The organism is Microbacterium sp. NPDC087868 (assembly GCF_044900755.1).
In the GTDB taxonomy this organism is placed as follows: domain Bacteria; phylum Actinomycetota; class Actinomycetes; order Actinomycetales; family Microbacteriaceae; genus Microbacterium; species Microbacterium galbinum.
This window is the reverse complement of record NZ_JBJDNO010000001.1, coordinates 32887-50933: the sequence shown is the minus strand read 5'-3', so window position 1 is coordinate 50933 and position 18047 is coordinate 32887. Positions and strand designations below refer to the sequence as shown.

17 protein-coding genes are annotated in these 18047 nt (G+C 68.7%); 4 read left to right on the top strand and 13 right to left on the bottom strand.

Annotated elements, in window-relative coordinates; all coding sequences use genetic code 11:
* Positions 1–33 precede the first annotated feature (33 nt).
* Both ACI2JZ_RS00245 and ACI2JZ_RS00240 read right to left on the bottom strand, forming a co-directional pair.
* The gene (locus ACI2JZ_RS00245) at positions 34–1374 is read right to left on the bottom strand and encodes a class II 3-deoxy-7-phosphoheptulonate synthase (RefSeq protein ID WP_247622073.1); all 1341 of its coding nucleotides are present in this window, start codon (positions 1372–1374) and stop codon (positions 34–36) included.
* 37 nt (positions 1375–1411) lie between these two features.
* Entirely contained in the window at positions 1412–2110 is a 699-nt protein-coding gene (locus ACI2JZ_RS00240; RefSeq protein ID WP_247622072.1) for a 1-acyl-sn-glycerol-3-phosphate acyltransferase, read from the bottom strand.
* Between the two features lie 150 nt (positions 2111–2260).
* Between ACI2JZ_RS00240 and ACI2JZ_RS00235 the strand changes: the two genes are divergently transcribed.
* Positions 2261–4093, top strand: a complete 1833-nt coding sequence (locus ACI2JZ_RS00235; protein ID WP_247622071.1) for a long-chain fatty acid--CoA ligase — start codon at positions 2261–2263, stop codon at positions 4091–4093.
* A gap of 90 nt (positions 4094–4183) precedes the next feature.
* Here ACI2JZ_RS00235 and def read toward each other — a convergent pair whose 3' ends face one another.
* From def to ACI2JZ_RS00220, 3 genes are all read right to left on the bottom strand, one after another.
* Positions 4184–4675, bottom strand: a complete 492-nt coding sequence (gene def, locus ACI2JZ_RS00230) for a peptide deformylase (RefSeq protein ID WP_247631937.1) — start codon at positions 4673–4675, stop codon at positions 4184–4186.
* Positions 4672–6087: a MinD/ParA family protein gene (locus ACI2JZ_RS00225; protein ID WP_404596173.1), complete on the bottom strand. Its 1416-nt coding sequence runs from the start codon at positions 6085–6087 to the stop codon at positions 4672–4674. Before ACI2JZ_RS00225 ends, def begins: the two co-directional genes overlap by 4 nt.
* Before the next feature lie 66 nt (positions 6088–6153).
* Complete coding sequence (locus tag ACI2JZ_RS00220) at positions 6154–9561, bottom strand: pyruvate carboxylase (protein ID WP_404596172.1); 3408 nt, start codon at positions 9559–9561, stop codon at positions 6154–6156.
* A gap of 93 nt (positions 9562–9654) precedes the next feature.
* Here ACI2JZ_RS00220 and ACI2JZ_RS00215 point away from each other — a divergent pair, with 93 nt between their 5' ends.
* Positions 9655–10467, top strand: a complete 813-nt coding sequence (locus ACI2JZ_RS00215) for a ParA family protein (protein WP_247622067.1) — start codon at positions 9655–9657, stop codon at positions 10465–10467.
* Between the two features lie 70 nt (positions 10468–10537).
* Here the strand turns inward: ACI2JZ_RS00215 and ACI2JZ_RS00210 are convergent, their stop codons facing one another.
* The 3 genes from ACI2JZ_RS00210 to ACI2JZ_RS00200 all read right to left on the bottom strand — a co-directional run bounded on the left by ACI2JZ_RS00210 (position 10538) and on the right by ACI2JZ_RS00200 (position 12348).
* Positions 10538–11083 carry a MerR family transcriptional regulator gene (locus tag ACI2JZ_RS00210; RefSeq protein ID WP_247622066.1) on the bottom strand — a complete coding sequence of 182 codons (546 nt, stop codon included), beginning with the start codon at positions 11081–11083 and terminating at the stop codon, positions 10538–10540.
* A gap of 99 nt (positions 11084–11182) precedes the next feature.
* Positions 11183–11863 (bottom strand): MerR family transcriptional regulator, encoded by a 681-nt coding sequence (locus ACI2JZ_RS00205; protein ID WP_247622065.1) that lies wholly within the window; start codon positions 11861–11863, stop codon positions 11183–11185.
* Positions 11863–12348 carry an FHA domain-containing protein gene (locus tag ACI2JZ_RS00200; protein WP_247622064.1) on the bottom strand — a complete coding sequence of 162 codons (486 nt, stop codon included), beginning with the start codon at positions 12346–12348 and terminating at the stop codon, positions 11863–11865. Before ACI2JZ_RS00200 ends, ACI2JZ_RS00205 begins: the two co-directional genes overlap by 1 nt.
* Positions 12349–12460: 112 nt before the next feature.
* Between ACI2JZ_RS00200 and ACI2JZ_RS00195 the strand changes: the two genes are divergently transcribed.
* Together ACI2JZ_RS00195 and lpdA are read left to right on the top strand one after the other, a co-directional pair.
* Positions 12461–13126 carry a copper resistance protein CopC gene (locus ACI2JZ_RS00195; protein ID WP_404596171.1) on the top strand — a complete coding sequence of 222 codons (666 nt, stop codon included), beginning with the start codon at positions 12461–12463 and terminating at the stop codon, positions 13124–13126.
* Between the two features lie 9 nt (positions 13127–13135).
* Complete coding sequence (lpdA, locus tag ACI2JZ_RS00190) at positions 13136–14533, top strand: dihydrolipoyl dehydrogenase (RefSeq protein WP_404596170.1); 1398 nt, start codon at positions 13136–13138, stop codon at positions 14531–14533.
* 87 nt (positions 14534–14620) lie between these two features.
* On the opposite strand, the gene ACI2JZ_RS00185 is transcribed toward lpdA, so the two are convergent.
* The 5 genes from ACI2JZ_RS00185 to ACI2JZ_RS00165 form a co-directional block, all read right to left on the bottom strand.
* Positions 14621–15337 carry a methyltransferase domain-containing protein gene (locus ACI2JZ_RS00185; RefSeq protein WP_404596169.1) on the bottom strand — a complete coding sequence of 239 codons (717 nt, stop codon included), beginning with the start codon at positions 15335–15337 and terminating at the stop codon, positions 14621–14623.
* Entirely contained in the window at positions 15327–16493 is a 1167-nt protein-coding gene (locus tag ACI2JZ_RS00180) for a type III polyketide synthase (RefSeq protein ID WP_404596168.1), read from the bottom strand. The genes ACI2JZ_RS00185 and ACI2JZ_RS00180 overlap by 11 nt, the downstream gene beginning before the upstream one ends.
* A 70-nt stretch (positions 16494–16563) precedes the next feature.
* Complete coding sequence (locus ACI2JZ_RS00175) at positions 16564–17178, bottom strand: CYTH domain-containing protein (RefSeq protein ID WP_404596167.1); 615 nt, start codon at positions 17176–17178, stop codon at positions 16564–16566.
* A complete protein-coding gene (locus ACI2JZ_RS00170; protein ID WP_247622058.1) occupies positions 17171–17383 on the bottom strand; it encodes a response regulator in 213 nt (70 codons plus the stop codon). Before ACI2JZ_RS00170 ends, ACI2JZ_RS00175 begins: the two co-directional genes overlap by 8 nt.
* Positions 17384–17438: 55 nt before the next feature.
* Complete coding sequence (locus tag ACI2JZ_RS00165) at positions 17439–17909, bottom strand: prepilin peptidase (protein WP_404596166.1); 471 nt, start codon at positions 17907–17909, stop codon at positions 17439–17441.
* Positions 17910–18047: the final 138 nt, after the last annotated feature.

The following is an 18047-nucleotide window of genomic DNA, read 5'->3' as shown; positions in this document are numbered from 1 at the left end:
GGGGTGCGGCCTTCGTCGGTCGAAGATGCGGTGTCAGCGCTTCTCGAGCTCCTCGGCGACGAGGAACGCCAGCTCGAGGGACTGCATGTGGTTCAGGCGCGGGTCGCAGAGGCTCTCGTACCGGGTCGCCAGTGCGGCCTCGTCGATGTGCTCGGATCCGCCGAGGCACTCGGTCACGTCGTCGCCCGTGAGCTCGACGTGGATGCCGCCGGGGAACGTGCCGACGGCGCGGTGCGCCTCGAAGAACCCGCGCACCTCGTCGACCACGTCGTCGAAACGACGCGTCTTGTATCCGGTCGGCGTCGTGATGCCGTTTCCGTGCATCGGGTCCGTGACCCACAGCGGGGTCGCGCCCGAGTCGCGCACGGCCTCGAGGAGAGGCGGAAGCGCGTCACGGATCTTTCCGGCACCCATGCGCGTGATGAAGGTGAGGCGTCCCGGCTCACGGTTCGGGTCGAGCTTGTCGATGAGCTCGAGAGCCGTTTCGGGCGTCGTCGTCGGCCCCAGCTTCACCCCGATGGGGTTGCGGATCTTCGAGAAGTAATCGACGTGCGCACCGTCGAGGTCACGCGTGCGCTCCCCGATCCAGAGGAAGTGCGCCGACGTGTTGTACGGCGTGTCGGTTCGCGAGTCGATGCGCGTCATCGGGCGCTCGTAGTCCATGAGCAGACCCTCGTGGCCCGTGAAGAACTCCACGCGCTTGAGCTCGTCGAAGTCGGCGCCGGCCGCCTCCATGAACTTGATCGCGCGATCGATCTCGGCCGCCATGCGCTCGTAACGCTGGTTCGCCGGGTTCTGCGCGAAGCCCTTGTTCCACGAGTGCACCTCACGCAGGTCGGCGAACCCGCCCTGCGTGAACGCGCGGATGAGGTTCAGCGTCGATGCCGCCGTGTGGTACCCCTGCAACAGGCGTCCCGGGTCGGCCTGGCGCGAGCCCTCGGTGAAGTCGTAGCCGTTGACGATGTCGCCCCGGTACGCCGGCAGCGTGACGTCGCCCCGGGTCTCGGAGTCGCTCGAGCGGGGCTTGGCGAACTGCCCGGCCATACGGCCCATCTTGACGATGGGCATCGAGGCGCCGTACGTGAGCACGACGGCCATCTGCAGCACCGTCTTGATGCGGTTGCGGATCTGCTCGGCGGTCGCACCGGCGAACGTCTCGGCGCAGTCACCGCCCTGGAGCAGGAAGGCGCGGCCGGAAGCCGCGCGGGCGAGACGGTCGCGGAGGTTGTCGACCTCGCCGGCGAAAACCAGCGGCGGCAGGGCCGCGATCTGTCGAGAGACCTCGGCGACGCGCTCGGCGTCGGGCCACTGCGGCTGCTGCTTGATCGGGAGCGAGCGCCACGCGTCCAGGGCGTCGATATCGTGCGGGAGCATCCTCCCAGCCTAGTGGTCGTGCGGCGCGTCGTCGGCGTCAGGAGCGTCGTGTGACGCGGACCGGAAGACGGTCCTTCACGGTCGATGCGTAGACGTCCTCGTACTTCTGCTCCCCGAGCCGCTGCAGCGCGACCATGATCTCGTCGGTGACGGAACGGAGGATGTACCGATCGTTCTCCATACCCGCGTAGCGCGAGAAATCGAGCGGCTCGCCGATCACGATACCGACGCGCACGATCCGTGGCAGTCTCTGCCCGATCGGCATCGCCGTATCGGTGTCGACCATGATCACGGGCACGACGGGAACCTTCGCCTCCAGCGCCATCCGCGCGATGCCGGTGCGTCCGCGGTAGAGCGTTCCGTCGGGGCTGCGCGTGCCCTCGGGATAGATGCCGAGCAGGTCTCCCCCGCCGAGCACCTGGAGACCCGTGTTCAGCGACGCCTCGGACGCCTTGCCACCCGACCGGTCGATCGGGATCTGTCCGGTGGCGCTCATGAAGAACTTGGTCGCCCATCCCTTGAGACCGCGCCCGGTGAAGTAGTCGCTCTTCGCGAGGAACGACATCTTCCGGTCGATGACCAGGGGCAGGAAGATCGAGTCGGCGAAGGAGAGGTGGTTGCTGGCGAGGATCGCCGCACCGCTCGCGGGCACGTTCTTGCGGCCCACGATCCAGGGACGGAAGATCGCCTTGACCACGGGGCCGATCACGACGTACTTCATCAGCCAGTAGAACACCGTCGTGAGTCTAGCGCCGTGATCGCTCTCCGCCGGAAACTTCCCAGGAACAAGCCTCGGGAAGCGACCCAGTTCCACCAGGTGTGCGACCCGGTGTCATGCCCTAGACTCGGGAGGAACCCGTACCCGACCGGTACCGAAGGAGCTGCCGTGGTCCAGTTTGAAGTTCCCGCCGTCGTCCCCGCCGACCCCGACGCGAACGTCGCCGACCTCCTGGTCGAACGCGTCCGCGCCACTCCCGACCGCGCTCTGTTCGCCGTCCCCGACCGGGACGGATGGCGCGACATCTCCGCCGCCGACTTCCAGACCGCCGTGATCGCGCTGGCGAAGGGCTTCGCCGCCGCCGGCATCCAGCCCGGCGAGAAGGTCGGCTTCCTCGCCCGCACTACGTACGAGTGGACGCTCGTCGACTTCGCCCTCTTCTACGCCGGCGCCGTGATGGTGCCGATCTACGAGACGAGCTCGCCGTCGCAGATCCAGTGGATCCTCGAGGACTCCGGAGCGATCGCCCTGATCGTCGAGTCGCCCGAGCACTTCGCCCGCGTCGACGAGGTGCGCGGCGACCTCCCGCTCATCCGCGAGGTCTGGCAGCTGCACCTCGGTGCCATCGACACCCTCACCGCCCAGGGCGCGTCGGTCGAGGATGCCGAGATCGAACGTCGCCGGTCGCTCGCCGTGGGTTCCGACATCGCGACCCTCATCTACACCTCGGGCTCGACGGGTCGCCCCAAGGGTTGCGTCCTCACCCACTCCAACTTCGTCGAGCTCTCGCGCAACTCCGCCAAGGCGCTGGACGAGGTCGTGCAGGTGCCGGGCGCCTCGACCCTCCTCTTCATCACCACCGCTCACGTGTTCGCGCGATTCATCTCGATCCTCGACATCCACGCCGGCGTCCGCACCGGCCACCAGCCCGACACCCGCCAGCTCCTTCCGGCGCTCGGGTCGTTCAAGCCGACCTTCCTGCTCGCGGTCCCCCGCGTGTTCGAGAAGGTCTACAACTCCGCCGAGCAGAAGGCCGAGGCCGGCGGCAAGGGCAAGATCTTCCGCGCGGCCGCCGATGTGGCGATCGAGCACTCCAAGCTCGTCGAAGAGGGCAAGAAGATCCCGTTCGGCACGAAGCTCAAGTTCGCCCTGTTCAACAAGCTCGTCTACAGCAAGCTGCGCGAGGCGATGGGTGGCAACGTCGCCTACGCCGTCTCGGGCTCCGCCCCGCTCGGACCGCGCCTCGGGCACTTCTTCCACAGCCTCGGCGTCGTCATCCTCGAGGGCTACGGCCTCACCGAGACGACCGCCCCCGCGACCGTGAACCTCGCGGACAAGTCGAAGATCGGCACGGTCGGCCCGGCGCTCCCCGGCGTGGGCGTCCGCCTGGCCGACGACGGCGAGATCGAGGTGCGTGGGATCAACGTGTTCAAGGAGTACTGGAACAACCCGGAGGCGACGGCCGAGGCGTTCAGCGAGGGCGGCTGGTTCCGTACCGGCGACATCGGCAGCTTCGACTCCGAGGGCTTCCTCACCATCACGGGTCGCAAGAAGGAGATCATCGTCACCGCCGGCGGCAAGAACGTCGCCCCGGCGGCCCTCGAGGACCCGATCCGCGCGAACCCGATCATCGGTCAGGTCGTCGTCGTCGGCGACCAGAAGCCGTTCATCTCGGCGCTCGTCACACTCGACTCGGAGATGCTGCCGACGTGGCTCGCCAACAACGGCCTCGCCGCCGACATGACGCTCGCGGATGCCGCGAAGAACGATGCCGTGCGCGCCGAGATCCAGCGAGCGGTCGATGCCGCCAACGCCCGTGTCTCCCGTGCGGAGTCGATCCGCAAGTTCACCGTGCTCGAGTCGGAGTGGACCGAGGCATCCGGCCACCTCACTCCGAAGCTCTCGATCAAGCGGAACGTGATCATGAACGACTTCGCGGACGAGATCTCGGCGATCTACGACGAGCCGGTGTCGACGACGAACGTCGCGATCGGCGGCTGAGCTCTCCCCGAGATCACCCCTCCGGAACAGGAGAGCCCTCTGCGCACGTCGCGCAGAGGGCTTTCTCGTTCGGAGAAGGAGGTCTCCGCGTCAGAACCAGTCGCTCTCGCGCACCTGGCGCATCGCCGTTCGCCGCGTCTCGGGATCGAGACGCGAGAGGTAGAGCTTGCCGTCGAGGTGGTCGGTCTCGTGCTGCAGAGCCTGCGCGAGCAGCCCCTCTCCTTCGAGCACGACCGGCGCGCCGTCGAGATCGATGCCCTCGACGCGAGCCCAGGGGTACCGCAGCGCGTCGTGCCAGAGGCCCGGCACCGACAGGCACCCCTCCCCCGTGGGCACGGGCTCTCCGCGCACCTCGGTGAGGACGGGGTTGATCACGTAGCCGATGTCGCCGTCGATGTTGTAGCTGAACGCCCGCAACGCGACACCGATCTGCGGCGCCGCGACGCCCGCGCGCCCGGGCAGTTCCACGGTCTCGACGAGGTCGGTCACGAGAGCGCGGACACCGTCGTCGATCTCGCCGATCGGTGCGCACACGGTGCGCAGCACGGGATCGCCGAAGATCCGGATCTCACGGACGGTCATGCGGATGCCTCCGTCCGCAGTCCTTCGACCAGCAGCGCGGCGAGCTGACGCGCCGCGAGACGCGTCTCGGGCTGCAGGTTCGCGAACACGATGGCGCCGCCGGCGGCGAGCTGCGCGTCGTAGGGCATCTGCACCACGCTGCGGACGCGGGAGGCGAAGTGCGCCTCCAGCTCGTTCACCCGCACGAGCGGCGTGCCGGGCGTGGAGTGGTTGAGCACGACGATCGCCTCGTGCGCGCGATCCTCGAACCCGTTCGTCTCCAACCAGGTCAGGGTCTCGGACGCCAAACGCGCCTCGTCGACGCTGAGACCCGAGACGATGACGATGCGGTCGGCGAGATCGAGCGTGGCCGCCATCACCGAGTGCACGATGCCCGTTCCGGTATCGGTGAGAACCAACGAATAGTAGTGCGCGGCCAGATCCGCCACGTCGCGGTAGTCGGTGTCGCTGAACGCTTCGGCGATGCGCGGATCGGTGTCAGAGGCGAGCACGTCGAGCCGCGTCGCATCGCGTGCGACGACCGCCGAGATGTCGTGGTACCCGGTCACCTGATCGTGGATGCGCACGAGATCGCGCACCGACTTCGTGTGCTGCGGACGCACGATCCGATCGGCGAGCGTTCCCCGGTCGGGATTCGCGTCGATCGCGATGACACGGTCGTCACGAGCATCCGCCAGCGCCATGCCCAGCAGAGCCGTGATCGCGGTCTTCCCCACCCCGCCCTTGCGGGAGAGCACCGGGACGAACCGGGCTCCGCCGGGCAGCGGAGCGGCGATCCGAGCGGAGAGCGCCTTGCGCTCGCGCGCGCGACGCCCGTCGCCGATGTTGATCCGTCGGCCGGAGATCGAGTACAGCAGGTGGCTCCAGGCGCCCTCGGGTTCGGGCTTCGTCACGCGATGCGGATCGAGCAGCCGGTCGGTCGTGAGCAGATCGGCGGATTCGCGATTCGCGCCGCTCAGATCGCCGAGACGCTTGGAGGTCAGCGTCACCTCCGGCGGAGCGGTGCGCGGTGCGACGGACTTCTTCGGGCTCTCCACGGGAGCGGTCTCCTTCACGGGGGTGGGAGCAGGCACCACGACGGGCGCGGACTCGGGCACGGGCTCGGGAACGGGCTCGGCCTCGGGAACAGGCTCGGCCTCGGCGACGACCTCCTCGACGGCGGCGGCGATCGGTGCGGAGGACACCGCGATGACGGCATCCTCCAGCACGATGTCGGCGATGACGGCCTCGTCGACCTCGCCGTCGATGACCTCTTCATCGGCGAGATCGTCATCGTGCTCCTGCGGCATGACGACGCTCACCTGGGCGGTTCCGCCGAGGATGCCGATGCCGGTCGTCGCGACGGACGCGGCGTCGTCGAGCACCCCCATCGCGTCGTCCTCGCGGGGATCAGGGGTGTTCTTCGGGGTCACTGTCTCGCTCCAAGCATGCGCAGGCGAGGGCGCGCCACATCGTGCGCTGCCCCCGCCCGGACAAGGTTAGTGCGCGGGACGGATGACGACCAAAAGATCGCCGGCGTCGACCTGCTGCGTCGACGAGATCGCGTGGCGCTCGACGACGCCGTCGACGGGTGCCGTGATCGCGGCCTCCATCTTCATCGCCTCGATCGACGCGACGGGCTCACCGGCTCGGACCGTGGCCCCGATCTCGGCCTTCAGGGTGACGACTCCCGAGAACGGAGCGGCGACCTGACCGGGAACGGAGGTGTCGGCCTTCTCGACATCGTGGGCGTCGACGGAGATCGCGCGATCCCGCACGAAGACCGGTCGGAGCTGGCCGTTGAGAGTCGTCATCACGGTGCGGATGCCGCGGTCATCGGCGTCGCCGATCGCCTCGAGCCCGACGTACAGTTGCACGCCACGGTCGATCTCGACCAGATGCTCCTGCCCCGCCACGAGGCCGTACAGGTAGTCGCTGGTGTCGAGCACCGACAGATCGCCGAAGAGCTCGCGCATCTGGCTGAACTCCTGCATCGGCGCCGGGAAGAGCAGGGTGTTCAGTCGCGCCCGCCGCGTCGCGCTGTCGCCCGCGAGGGCCGACTCGTCGTCGGCCGTGAGGTCGGTCAACCCGACGCGGACCGTGCGTCCCGCGAGCACCTTCGATCGGAACGGCTCCGGCCATCCGCCCGGCAGGTCGCCGAGCTCTCCGGCCATGAAGCCGACGACCGAGTCCGGCACGTCGTACTTCTCGGGGTTCGCCTCGAAATCGGCCGGGTCGGCCTTCACCGCGGCGAGGTGCAGGGCGAGATCGCCGACCACCTTCGACGAGGGCGTGACCTTCGGCACGCGACCGAGGATCCGGTCGGCGGCGGCGTACATGTCCTCGATCAGCTCGAAGTCGTCGGCGAGGCCGAGCGCTTTGGCCTGCTGACGCAGATTCGAGAGCTGGCCGCCCGGGATCTCGTGGTGGTACACGCGCCCCGTGGGCCCCGGGAGACCCGACTCGAACGGCGCGTACTGATGCCGTACGGCTTCCCAGTACGGCTCGAGATCCGAGACGCCCGCGAGATCGATGCCGCTGTCGCGGTCGGTGTGTGCGAGCGCGGCGACCAGCGCCGACAGCGAGGGCTGGCTCGTCGTGCCCGACAGCGGCGCGGATGCGGCATCCACCGCGTCCACACCGGCCGCGCTGGCGGCCAGGAGCGTGGCGAGTTGCCCGCCCGGGGTGTCGTGCGTGTGCAGGTGCACCGGGAGGTCGAAGCGCTCGCGTAGCGCGGAGACGAGTTTCGCGGCGGCCGCCGGACGCAGCAGGCCCGCCATGTCCTTGATGGCGATGATGTGCGCCCCGGCATCGACGATCTTCTCGGCGAGGCCGAGGTAGTAGTCGAGCGTGTAGAGGTCCTCGGCCGGATTCAACAGGTCGCCGGTGTAGCAGAGCGCGACCTCCGCGACCGCCGTCCCGGTGCGCCGGACCGCCGCGATCGCCGGACGCATCTGCTCGACATCGTTGAGGGCGTCGAAGATGCGGAAGATGTCGACACCGCTCGCGGCGGCCTCGGCCACGAAGGCATCGGTGACGGCCGTCGGGTACGGCGTGTAGCCGACCGTGTTCCGCCCGCGGAGAAGCATCTGGATCGCCACGTTCGGGAGTTCCGCGCGCAGCTTGTCGAGGCGCGCCCAGGGGTCCTCGCCCAGGAACCGGAGCGCGACGTCATAGGTCGCCCCGCCCCATGCCTCGACCGAGAGCAGGCCCGGTGTCAGTCGAGCGACGTAGGGAGCGGCCGCGACGAGGTCCTTCGTGCGCACTCGCGTGGCGAGCAGCGACTGATGCGCATCGCGGAAGGTGGTCTCGGTGATCGCCAGCGCGCTCTGCGCGCGCAGTTCGGCCGCGAACCCTTCCGGTCCGAGTTCGAGGAGGCGCTGACGCGAGCCGGGCACCGGCTCGGCGGCGAGGTCGATCGCCGGCAGCTTCGTGCGGGGATCGACGGCCCCCGGGTGCGCACCGTTCGGCTTGTTGACGGTGACGTCGACCAGCCAGTTGAGGATCTTGGTGCCGCGGTCCTTCGACACCCGTCCGCGCAGCAGTTCGGGACGCTCGTCGATGAACGAGGTGCTGAGGTCACCGGCGACGAAGGCGTCGTCGTCGAGCAGCGCCTGCAGGAACGGGATGTTCGTCGAGACGCCGCGGATGCGGAACTCCGCCAGCGCACGACGCGCACGGGCGACCGCCGCGGGGAAGTCGCGCCCGCGGCAGGTCAGCTTCGACAGCATCGAATCGAAGTGGGGGCTGATCTGCGCTCCCTGGTGCACCGTTCCACCGTCGAGACGGATGCCGGCGCCGCCGGGCGATCGGTACGTCGTGATCTTCCCCGTGTCCGGGCGGAAGCCCTGCGTGGGATCCTCGGTCGTGATCCGGCACTGGAGGGCCGCACCCCGCAGCTGCAGGTTCTGCTGCTGCAGGCCGAGCTCCGCCAGCGTCTGACCGGAGGCGATGCGCATCTGGCTCTGGACGAGGTCGACATCGGTGACCTCTTCGGTGACCGTGTGCTCGACCTGGATCCGCGGGTTCATCTCGATGAAGACGACCTCACCCGCCCGCTCCCCGGCGGTCTCGAGCAGGAACTCGACCGTGCCGGCGTTCTCGTACCCGATCGACCGCGCGAAGGCGACGGCGTATCCGTGCAGGGCGGTGCGGATGCCGTCGTCGAGGTTCGGCGCCGGGGCGATCTCGACGACCTTCTGATGACGGCGCTGCACCGAGCAGTCGCGCTCGAAGAGGTGCACCGTCTCACCGGTCTTGTCGGCGAGGATCTGCACCTCGATGTGACGGGGACGCACCACGGCCTGCTCGAGGAACATCCGCGGGTCGCCGAAGGCGCTGTCCGCTTCGCGCATCGCCTCGGCGAGTGCGGGGGCGAGCTCGGCGGCGCTCTCGACGCGACGCATTCCGCGCCCTCCACCGCCGGCCACGGCCTTCGCGAAGAGGGGGAAACCGATGTCGGCGGCCTGCGACACCAGCGCCTCGACGTCGGCGGATGCCTCGGTCGAGCGCAGCACGGGCACACCGGCCTCGACGGCGTGGCGCTTGGCTTCGACCTTGTTGCCGGCCATCTCGAGCACGGCGGCGGGCGGACCGATGAACACGATGCCGTTGGCGGCGGCCTTCTCGGCCAGCTCCGGGTTCTCGGACAGGAAGCCGTAGCCGGGGTAGATCGCGTCGGCGCCGGACTCGAGCGCGACGCGGATGATCTCGTCGACGTTCAGGTACGCGCGCACCGGATGCCCGCGCTCGCCGATCTCGTAGGCCTCGTCCGCCTTGAGGCGGTGCACGGAGCCCCGATCCTCATGCGGGAAGACCGCGACGGTCCTGGCTCCGACTTCGTAGGCCGCGCGGAAGGCACGGATCGCGATCTCGCCGCGGTTGGCCACAAGGATCTTCTGGAACATGCACACCTCTGGGAGCTCGATGTGCGCGTGGATGCGCGCACATGGGGCGGGGCTGAGTGTCCCCCCAGACTAGGGCAAGGTAACGTGGAGTCCGTGCACGTACTCAGCGTCAGCTCTCTCAAGGGAGGCGTCGGCAAGACGACCGTGACCCTCGGCCTGGCCTCAGCGGCCTTCGCCCGGGGCGTCCGTACTCTCGTCGTCGACCTCGACCCGCAGTCCGATGTGTCCACCGGCATGGACATCCAGGTGGCAGGACGACTCAACATCGCCGACGTCCTGGCGAACCCGAAGGAGAAGGTCGTCCGCCAGGCGATCACCTCCAGCGGCTGGGCGAAGGTGCACCCCGGCACGATCGACGTGCTCATCGGCAGCCCGTCGGCGATCAACTTCGACGGCCCGCACCCCAGCGTGCGCGACGTGTGGAAGCTCGAAGAGGCCCTCGCGGCCGTCGAGGCCGACTACGACCTCGTTCTCATCGACTGCGCGCCGTCGCTCAACGCCCTCACGCGTACGGCCTGGGCCGCGAGCGACCGCGTGATGGTCGTCACCGAGCCCGGCCTGTTCTCGGTGGCCGCGGCCGACCGCGCCCTGCGCGCGATCGAGGAGATCCGCCGCGGACTCTCCCCCCGTCTGCAGCCGTTGGGCATCGTCGTGAACCGCGTGCGCCCGCAGTCGATCGAGCACCAGTTCCGCATCAAGGAACTGCGCGACATGTTCGGACCGCTCGTCCTCTCCCCCCAGCTCCCCGAGCGCACGTCGCTCCAGCAGGCGCAGGGCGCCGCCAAGCCGCTGCACATCTGGCCGGGCGACTCGGCGCAGGAACTCGCCGCCGACTTCGACCAGCTCCTCGATCGCATCATCCGAACGGGGCGCATCCCGGTCCCCGAGACCGGACAGCAGGCGTAACGCCTCGCAGACATGAGAAACGGCCATCCTCGACGAGGGTGGCCGTTCTTGTGTCCGGTCGGACGGTGGGTCAGGCGGAGCGCTTCGAGCGGCGGCTGGCCAGCTCGTCGACGGGGTCCGGAGCCGTGGGGTCGAACTCCACCAGGGTGGACTCGACCTCGCGGAGCACCTTACCCACGGCGATACCGAACACGCCCTGGCCGCGGCTGACGAGGTCGATGACCTCGTCGTTCGAGGTGCAGAGGTACACCGAGGCACCGTCGCTCATGAGCGTGGTGCCGGCGAGATCGCGGATGCCGGCGCGACGCAGCTCTTCGACCGCGGTGCGGATCTGCTGCAGCGAGATACCGGTGTCGAGAAGGCTCTTCACGAGCTTGAGGACGAGGATGTCGCGGAAACCGTAGAGACGCTGCGAACCCGACCCGCTGGCGCCGCGGACGGTCGGAACGACCAGTTCCGTGCGCGCCCAGTAGTCGAGCTGGCGGTAGGTGATGCCGGCGGCACGAGCGGCGACCGCTCCGCGGTATCCGACCTCGTCGTCCATCGCCGGGAGACCGTCGGTGAAGAGGAGTTCGGGCACGAACCGCGGGTCGCCTGTGAGCTCATCCGCATTCATTTCAAATCCTCCCTGGAACGGTTACCTCCACGCTAGAGCAGCACCCCCGGGGCGGCAACGACATCCGCGACACCGCGAAGGTGTGTCGCAATCAGTTCGTTACGAAAGGACGCGCGTGAGCGCTTCCTTGACGAAGAGCCCGCGGACCTCGTCGATCTTCGACGCCAGTTCCGGCGCCAATTCGCTCGCCTTGGCGCGCGATGCGGCGTCGGTCCGCCGCAGCAGCGCGGAGAGCGCGGACTCGATGAGAGCGACCTCGCGGTCCGCCCCCTGACGCAGTGCGCGCAAGTGCCGCGGCTCGATGCCGTGACGGTCGAGGGCGACCAATCCGCGCAGCAGAGCGACCGTGGCTTCGGGGTATGTCTCCTGCGCGGTGATGACACCGGTGCTGATCGCGTCGTTCAGCAGCTGAGGGCCCGCACCCGCCGCGGAGAGCAGCTCGGTACGGCGGTAGCGGCGCGGCGTCGGGGTGATCGACGGCGGAGGCGTAAGGGCAGCGGACTCCGTGCTCGCCTCGTCCAGCTGCTCGCGGATCACGCTCAGCGGAAGGTAGTGATCGCGCTGGAGCGTGAGACCGAGACGCAGGCGCTCGATGTCGGCCTGCGAGAACTTGCGGTAGCCCGACTCCGTGCGCGAGGGGGTGACGATGCCCTGCACCTCGAGGAACCGCAGCTTGCTGGAGGTGAGATCGGGGAAATCGGGCGTCAGACGTGCGAGGACCTGACCGATGCTCAGAAGACCCGCGGACGCAGATCGTTCGCGGGCCGGGGAAGCCGCCATCAGGCGTTGGCCGCTGCGCGGTCGACCGGGGAGGCGAAGAAGTTCAGCCGGAACTTGCCGACGCGCACCTCTGCTCCGTCGACCAGGGGGCTGCGGTCGAACCGCTCGCCGTTGACGTACGTGCCGTTCAGCGACCGCTGATCGATGATCTCGAACGCCGCGCCGTTCCGAGTGACCTCGGCGTGCCGACGTGAGACCGTCACGTCGTCGAAGAAGATGTCGGCCTCGGGGTGACGCCCGATCGTGGTCACGTCGGTGTCGAGGAGGTAGCGTGCACCCGCCAGCGCGCCGGAGCGCACCAGCAACAACGCGGATCCGGAGGGAAGCGCGGCGATCGCCGACTGCTCGACCTCGGTCAGTTCCACGCCGAAGGGAACGAACGACAGGTCGGAATCGTGCCCGAACGTCTGCGTCACGTCGTGCTTCTGCTCGCCGGATCGGTGAATCGCCGCTTCTGCGGCCGGTCGGCTCTCGCTGTCTGTCACTTTGCCCTCCTGATCGTCCAGACTATCGGATGCCGAGGCCCCCGCGGGAGCCGCATCCACAGTCGATTCCCACATTCAGGCATCGCACACCGGATATTCCTAGGGTGGTGGGGTGCAGACCACCATCCTCCGGCGCTCGACCGCGCCCTTCGCTCTCGCCGCGGCCCTTCTCGCCGCCTTCCTCGTGCTCTTCGCGCCCCTGTCGGCTTCGGCCCACGACGACCTGATCTCCTCGTCTCCGGCGGCGGACTCGACGGTTGATGTGCTCCCTCCGGAGATCGTCCTGACGTTCAGCGCTGATTTGATCAGCGGCGGGAACGGAACTGAAGTGCGGGTTCTCGACGCGAACGAGAATCTGGTCTCGAACGGAGACCCCATGGTCGAAGGAGCGACCGTAACCCAGCCGTTGCTCGCCGAGGCCGACTCCGGCCTGTACCGCGTGCAGTGGCGGGTGGTCTCCAGCGACGGGCATCCAACGTCGAAGGAGTTCACCTTCACGGTCACCAACAGCACCATGCCGACCGCCGATCCGACGCCGACCGCGACGGAGTCGGCTTCCGCACCCTTCGCGTCCCCGACCGCGACCGCAACGCCCACCGCGACGCCGACCCTCACGGCCGAGGACCCCGCGGACGCCGCATCCTCACCGGCCTGGATCTGGATCCTCGTCGTCCTCGGCATCCTGGTGATCGCCGCGGGGATCACGCTCGCCGTCATCCTCGCCCGGCGTCGCCGCAGCGCCTCACCGGCCGGTTCCGACGACTCCGCGGCGCGATAGGCTTAACGCATGCCTCATTACGACGTCGTCATCCTCGGTGCAGGTCCTGGTGGATACGTCGCTGCGGTTCGCAGCGCGCAGCTCGGCCTGTCCACCGCCATCATCGAGGAGAAGTACTGGGGTGGTGTCTGCCTCAACGTCGGCTGCATCCCCTCCAAGGCCCTCCTGAAGAACGCGGAGATCGCCCACACCCTGAAGCACAAGGCCGATTTCTTCGGCATCTCGGGCGAGTTCTCGCTCGACTACGGCAAGGCGTTCGAACGCAGCCGTGTCGTGGCCGACGGCCGCGTCAAGGGCATCCACTTCCTGATGAAGAAGAACAAGGTCACCGAGTACGACGGCCGCGGCACGTTCACCGGCCCGAAGGCCATCTCGGTCGCCAAGTCCGACGGCACGACCGAAGAGGTCACCTTCGACAACGTCATCATCGCGACCGGTTCGACGGTGCGCCTGCTCCCCGGCGTCACGCTCAGCGAGAACGTGGTCACCTACGAAGAGCAGATCATGAGCCGCGAGCTCCCCGAATCGATCGTCATCGTCGGTGCCGGCGCGATCGGCATGGAGTTCGCCTACGTCATGACGAACTACGGCGTGAAGGTCACGATCATCGAGTTCCTCGACCGTGCCCTCCCCAACGAGGACGCCGACGTCTCGAAGGAGATCGCCAAGCAGTACAAGAACTACGGCGTCGACATCCTCACCTCGACCAAGGTCGAGACGGTCGTCGACAACGGTTCGTCCGTCACGGTCACCTACACCGGCAAGGACGGCCAGTCCGGCTCGATCGAGGCCTCGAAGGTGCTCATGTCGATCGGCTTCGCCCCGCGCGTCGAAGGCTTCGGCCTCGAGAAGACCGGTGTCGAGCTCACCGAGCGCGGCGCGATCGCGATCGACGACCACATGCGCACCAACGTCGAGGGCATCTACGCCATCGGCGACGTGACCGCCAAGTTGCAGCTCGCCCACGTGGCCGAGGCGCAGGGTGTCGTCGCCGCCGAGACCATCGGCAACGCCGAGACCATGACCCTCGGCGACTACCGCATGATGCCGCGCGCGACGTTCTGCTCGCCGCAGGTGGCGTCGTTCGGCCTCACCGAGCAGCAGGCGAAGGACGAGGGGCGCGACATCAAGGTCGTCAGCTTCCCGTTCATGGCCAACGGCAAGGCGCACGGCCTCGGTGAGCCGGTCGGCTTCGTCAAGCTCATCGCCGACGCCGAGCACCTCGAACTCATCGGCGCCCACATGATCGGCCCCGATGTCTCGGAGCTGCTGCCCGAGCTGACGCTGGCCCAGAAGTGGGACCTCACCGCGCTCGAGCTGGCGCGCAATGTGCACACGCACCCGACGCTGTCGGAGGCACTGCAGGAGGGCTTCCACGGCCTCGCAGGACACATGATCAACTTCTGATCACCCGCGCCTCTCGAAGGCGCCGTCACGAAGGCCCGGTCCGCGCTCGCGCGACCGGGCCTTCGTGCGTATGGCGGCCGTGCATGCTCAGCCGAGCGGATGCTCCCACCGCAGTTCGAGCCGAGCCGGCAGCGCCGATCGCACGCGCCACCCCTCGGTGGTCACCGCGTCGAGCTCAGCCGCGGTGTAGGAGCGGCGGATGCTGCGCAGGCCGTCGATCCGGATGAACGAGTCCGCGAGGAGGTTCTTCGCGAACAGCGCCGTGCCCGCGGCGTAGAGCGCATAGGCGGCGCGTCCCCGCGCGATGTCCTGATGTGCGACGACGCCACCCGGCTCCACCAGCTTCTCGCTGTCGCGGAGGAGAGCCGTGAGTTCGGCGGAGTCGAGGTGGTGGAGTAGATGATTCGAGACGACGATATCGAACCGCTCTCCGGCATCCGCCAGCGTCGCGCTGTCTGCGCACCGGTAGTCGACCCCGGCCGTGCCGTCATGGGCGCGTGCCCAGTCGATCGCCCGCTCGTCCGGGTCGAGCGCCGTGATCCGAGCCGACAGCCCGTCTCGTCGCAGGCGTCCCGCCAGATACCGGCAGAGGTCTCCCCCGCCCGCCCCGATGTCGAGGATCCGCACCTCGCCTCGTCGTGCGCGCGGTCGTACGTGCCGCCGATAGAGCAGCCCCGGTCGCGACACCAACGCGTTGACGACCGCGAAGCGCCGATACGTGCGCTCGAGCATCCGCAGATCGGCTTCGGGGTCGTCCATGAGTTCTCGCAGGCCGACCGCCCGCTCCCGGAGGTCAGGCGCCATGACCGCGCGGCGTCTCGACCGTCATCAGCGCGCTCTCCGCGGTGAGCCCCGGGCCGAAGGCCATCGCCGCGACACGATCTCCGCGCTGCGCGCCCTCCTCCTCGAGGATGCGCTTGAGTACGAACAGGATGGTGGCGCTCGACATGTTGCCGTTCTCGCGCAGCACGGCGCGCGCCGGATGCAGCTGTGCGTCGCTCAGATGGAGACGCTCCTGGATCCGGTCGAGGATGCTGCGTCCCCCGGGATGGATCGCCCAGTGCGCGACCCGCTCGCCGATCGCGCCCTCCTCGAACGCGATCGACATGTCGTGCTCCCCGACGTACAGCGGGCGCAGCGCTCCGAGAATGGTCTCGCCGATGATCTGCGGCACAGCGGTCGAGAGGATCATCTCGAAGCCCTCGTCACCGATCGTCCAGGCCATGTCCTTCTCGCCCTCCGGCGCGATGGCGGTGTGGAAACGGTCGAGACTCAGCGCCGGCACCTTCGACGGCAGCTGGCGGGCCGTGACGATACCGGCCGCCCCTCCGTCGGCGAACAGCGAGGTCGCGACGATCGTGTCGGGGTCGTCGGAAGACCGCAGATGCAGGGTGCAGAGCTCGACACTCACGACGAGGACGACGGCATCCGGATCCGCCGTGCAGAACTGGCTCGCCGCGCGCAGGGCCGGCATGGCGGCGTAGCAGCCCATGAAACCGAAATGGAAGCGCTGCACGCTGTCGGCCAGTCCGAGGGCGCGCACGATCTCGTACTCGGGTCCCGGGGCATGGAAGCCCGTGCACGAGACGGTGATCACGTGCGTCACATCGGATGCCTGAAGGTCGGGATCCTCCTCGATCGACCGCTGCGCGACCTCCACGAACAGCCTCGTCGACTCGCGCACGTAGATGTCGTTGCGCGCCCGGGTGCCCGGCGCGAGCAACTGGCGCGTCGCCGGGGCGAAGAACACGGGCTCGTCCGTCTCGTGCAGCGGCGAGAACTCCTCGATCACGGTGTGTCGGGTGTCGATGCCCGAGCCGTCGAAGGATGCCGTGACGATCCGCTGCGCGAGCCGCCCGAGACCGGGCTGCTGCGCGAAGACGTCTCTCACCGCGTCCTGCGCGATGACGGTGTCGGGAACGATCGTCTGCAGCGAGCGCAGGACGGCGGGACGGCTCATGGTGTCACTCAAGCACGCGGCCTGTTCCCGGGGGAAGGGGGTTGTGCCGTGTCGCGACCTCTGCGAAGGCTCAGAAGCCGAGTGCGCGGGCGAGCTTCGATCCGGAAGAGGCGTCGCGCCCGCCGGCCGTGCGCACCGCGGCCTCGACCGCGGAGAAGAAAGCCTCGCGCCCGTCGGCGTCCGCGGGCGCGGCCGGCCCCAGCTCCATCTCCCACTCGCGCCACGCGCGCTCGACCCCCTGACGGAGGTCGGTGGCGCGGACCCTGTCGTCGACGAACTCGGCGATCACGCCGTCGGGTCCGGTGAGGAGATACGCGGTCCGGTCATTGCGGATGCGCGCCAGGGGCGTCAACGGGTCGGTGGCCCAACGGGCGACCGTGGCGGCGACGGCATCCGGGATGCCCTCGCCGTCTCCGAGCGGCCATCCCAGCTCGAGCCGGCCGTCGCCCTCGCGCGGACCCTTGACGTGCCAGCCCGCATCGGGACCGCCGGTGCGTCGACGCAGCGCCACTCCGGAGCGCGACAGCGTCCCGTCGGCCGTATCGAAGTACTGGGCGTCGAGGTCGCGGGACTCACCGTCCGTGACGGTGTCGACTCCGGGGATCGCGTCCCAGCGAGGGAGCGGCGTCGCATCGTCGACGTCGAACTTGCGCTCGACCTCGACGGTGCGAGACGGCTCAGTCATCGTTGGACGTGAGGTCCTCGAGGGACTCGTCGTACCAGTAGTCGATCTCGGTGGGGCCGTCGTCGGAGCCGGTGTTCTGCGGCTCGCCGCGACGGTTGTACACCACCTGCGTCTCGCTGTAGGGGACGATCAGCTTGTCGTCCGCGTCGCCGAGGGGAATGATCTGCCCGTCCAGCGGGCCGCCGTGAAGTCGTGCGAGTGCCATGCCCTCACCCTATCGCCGCGCTCCGACCTTCGGGCGGAGAACCGGCGGGTCCGGGTCAGACGGCGAGGACACCGAGCACCGCACCCACGATCATCCAGGGACCGAAGGCGATGCGCGTGGTGCGATCGGCCCGCCGGAGCGCCATGAGCCCCAGGGAGTACAGCGCGCCGAGCACGAAAGCGGATGCCGCGCCCACCGCGAGGGCCGTCCATCCGTGCCAGGCCAGCACCAGGCCGATCACGGCCGCGAGCTTCACGTCGCCGCCTCCCATGCCCGAGCGACTCAGCAGACGCAGCAGTGCGTAGAAGCCGCCGAGCACGATCATGCCCAGGAGCGCGCGGATCGACGGCGCCCGGTCGCCGGTCGCGAGTGCATCGACGAGTGCGAGCAGCAGGAGTCCCGCGAGGGTCGGGAGCACGATGCGATCGGGCAGGCGGTGGGTGCGCGCGTCGATGACGAGCAGCCACCCGCCGATGCCGAGCAGCATGAGGTGGACGAGCCCGACGAGGGCGAAGCGCGTATCCATCCCGGAAGGCTAGGAGATTCCGGTTCCGTCCCGCGGGGCGCTGTGGATAACCTCGGCCTGCCGTCCGGACGCCCGTTCGCGCAATGTCCGATGTACGAATTAGTATCGACTCCATCACTTGATTAATTCGAATATTTG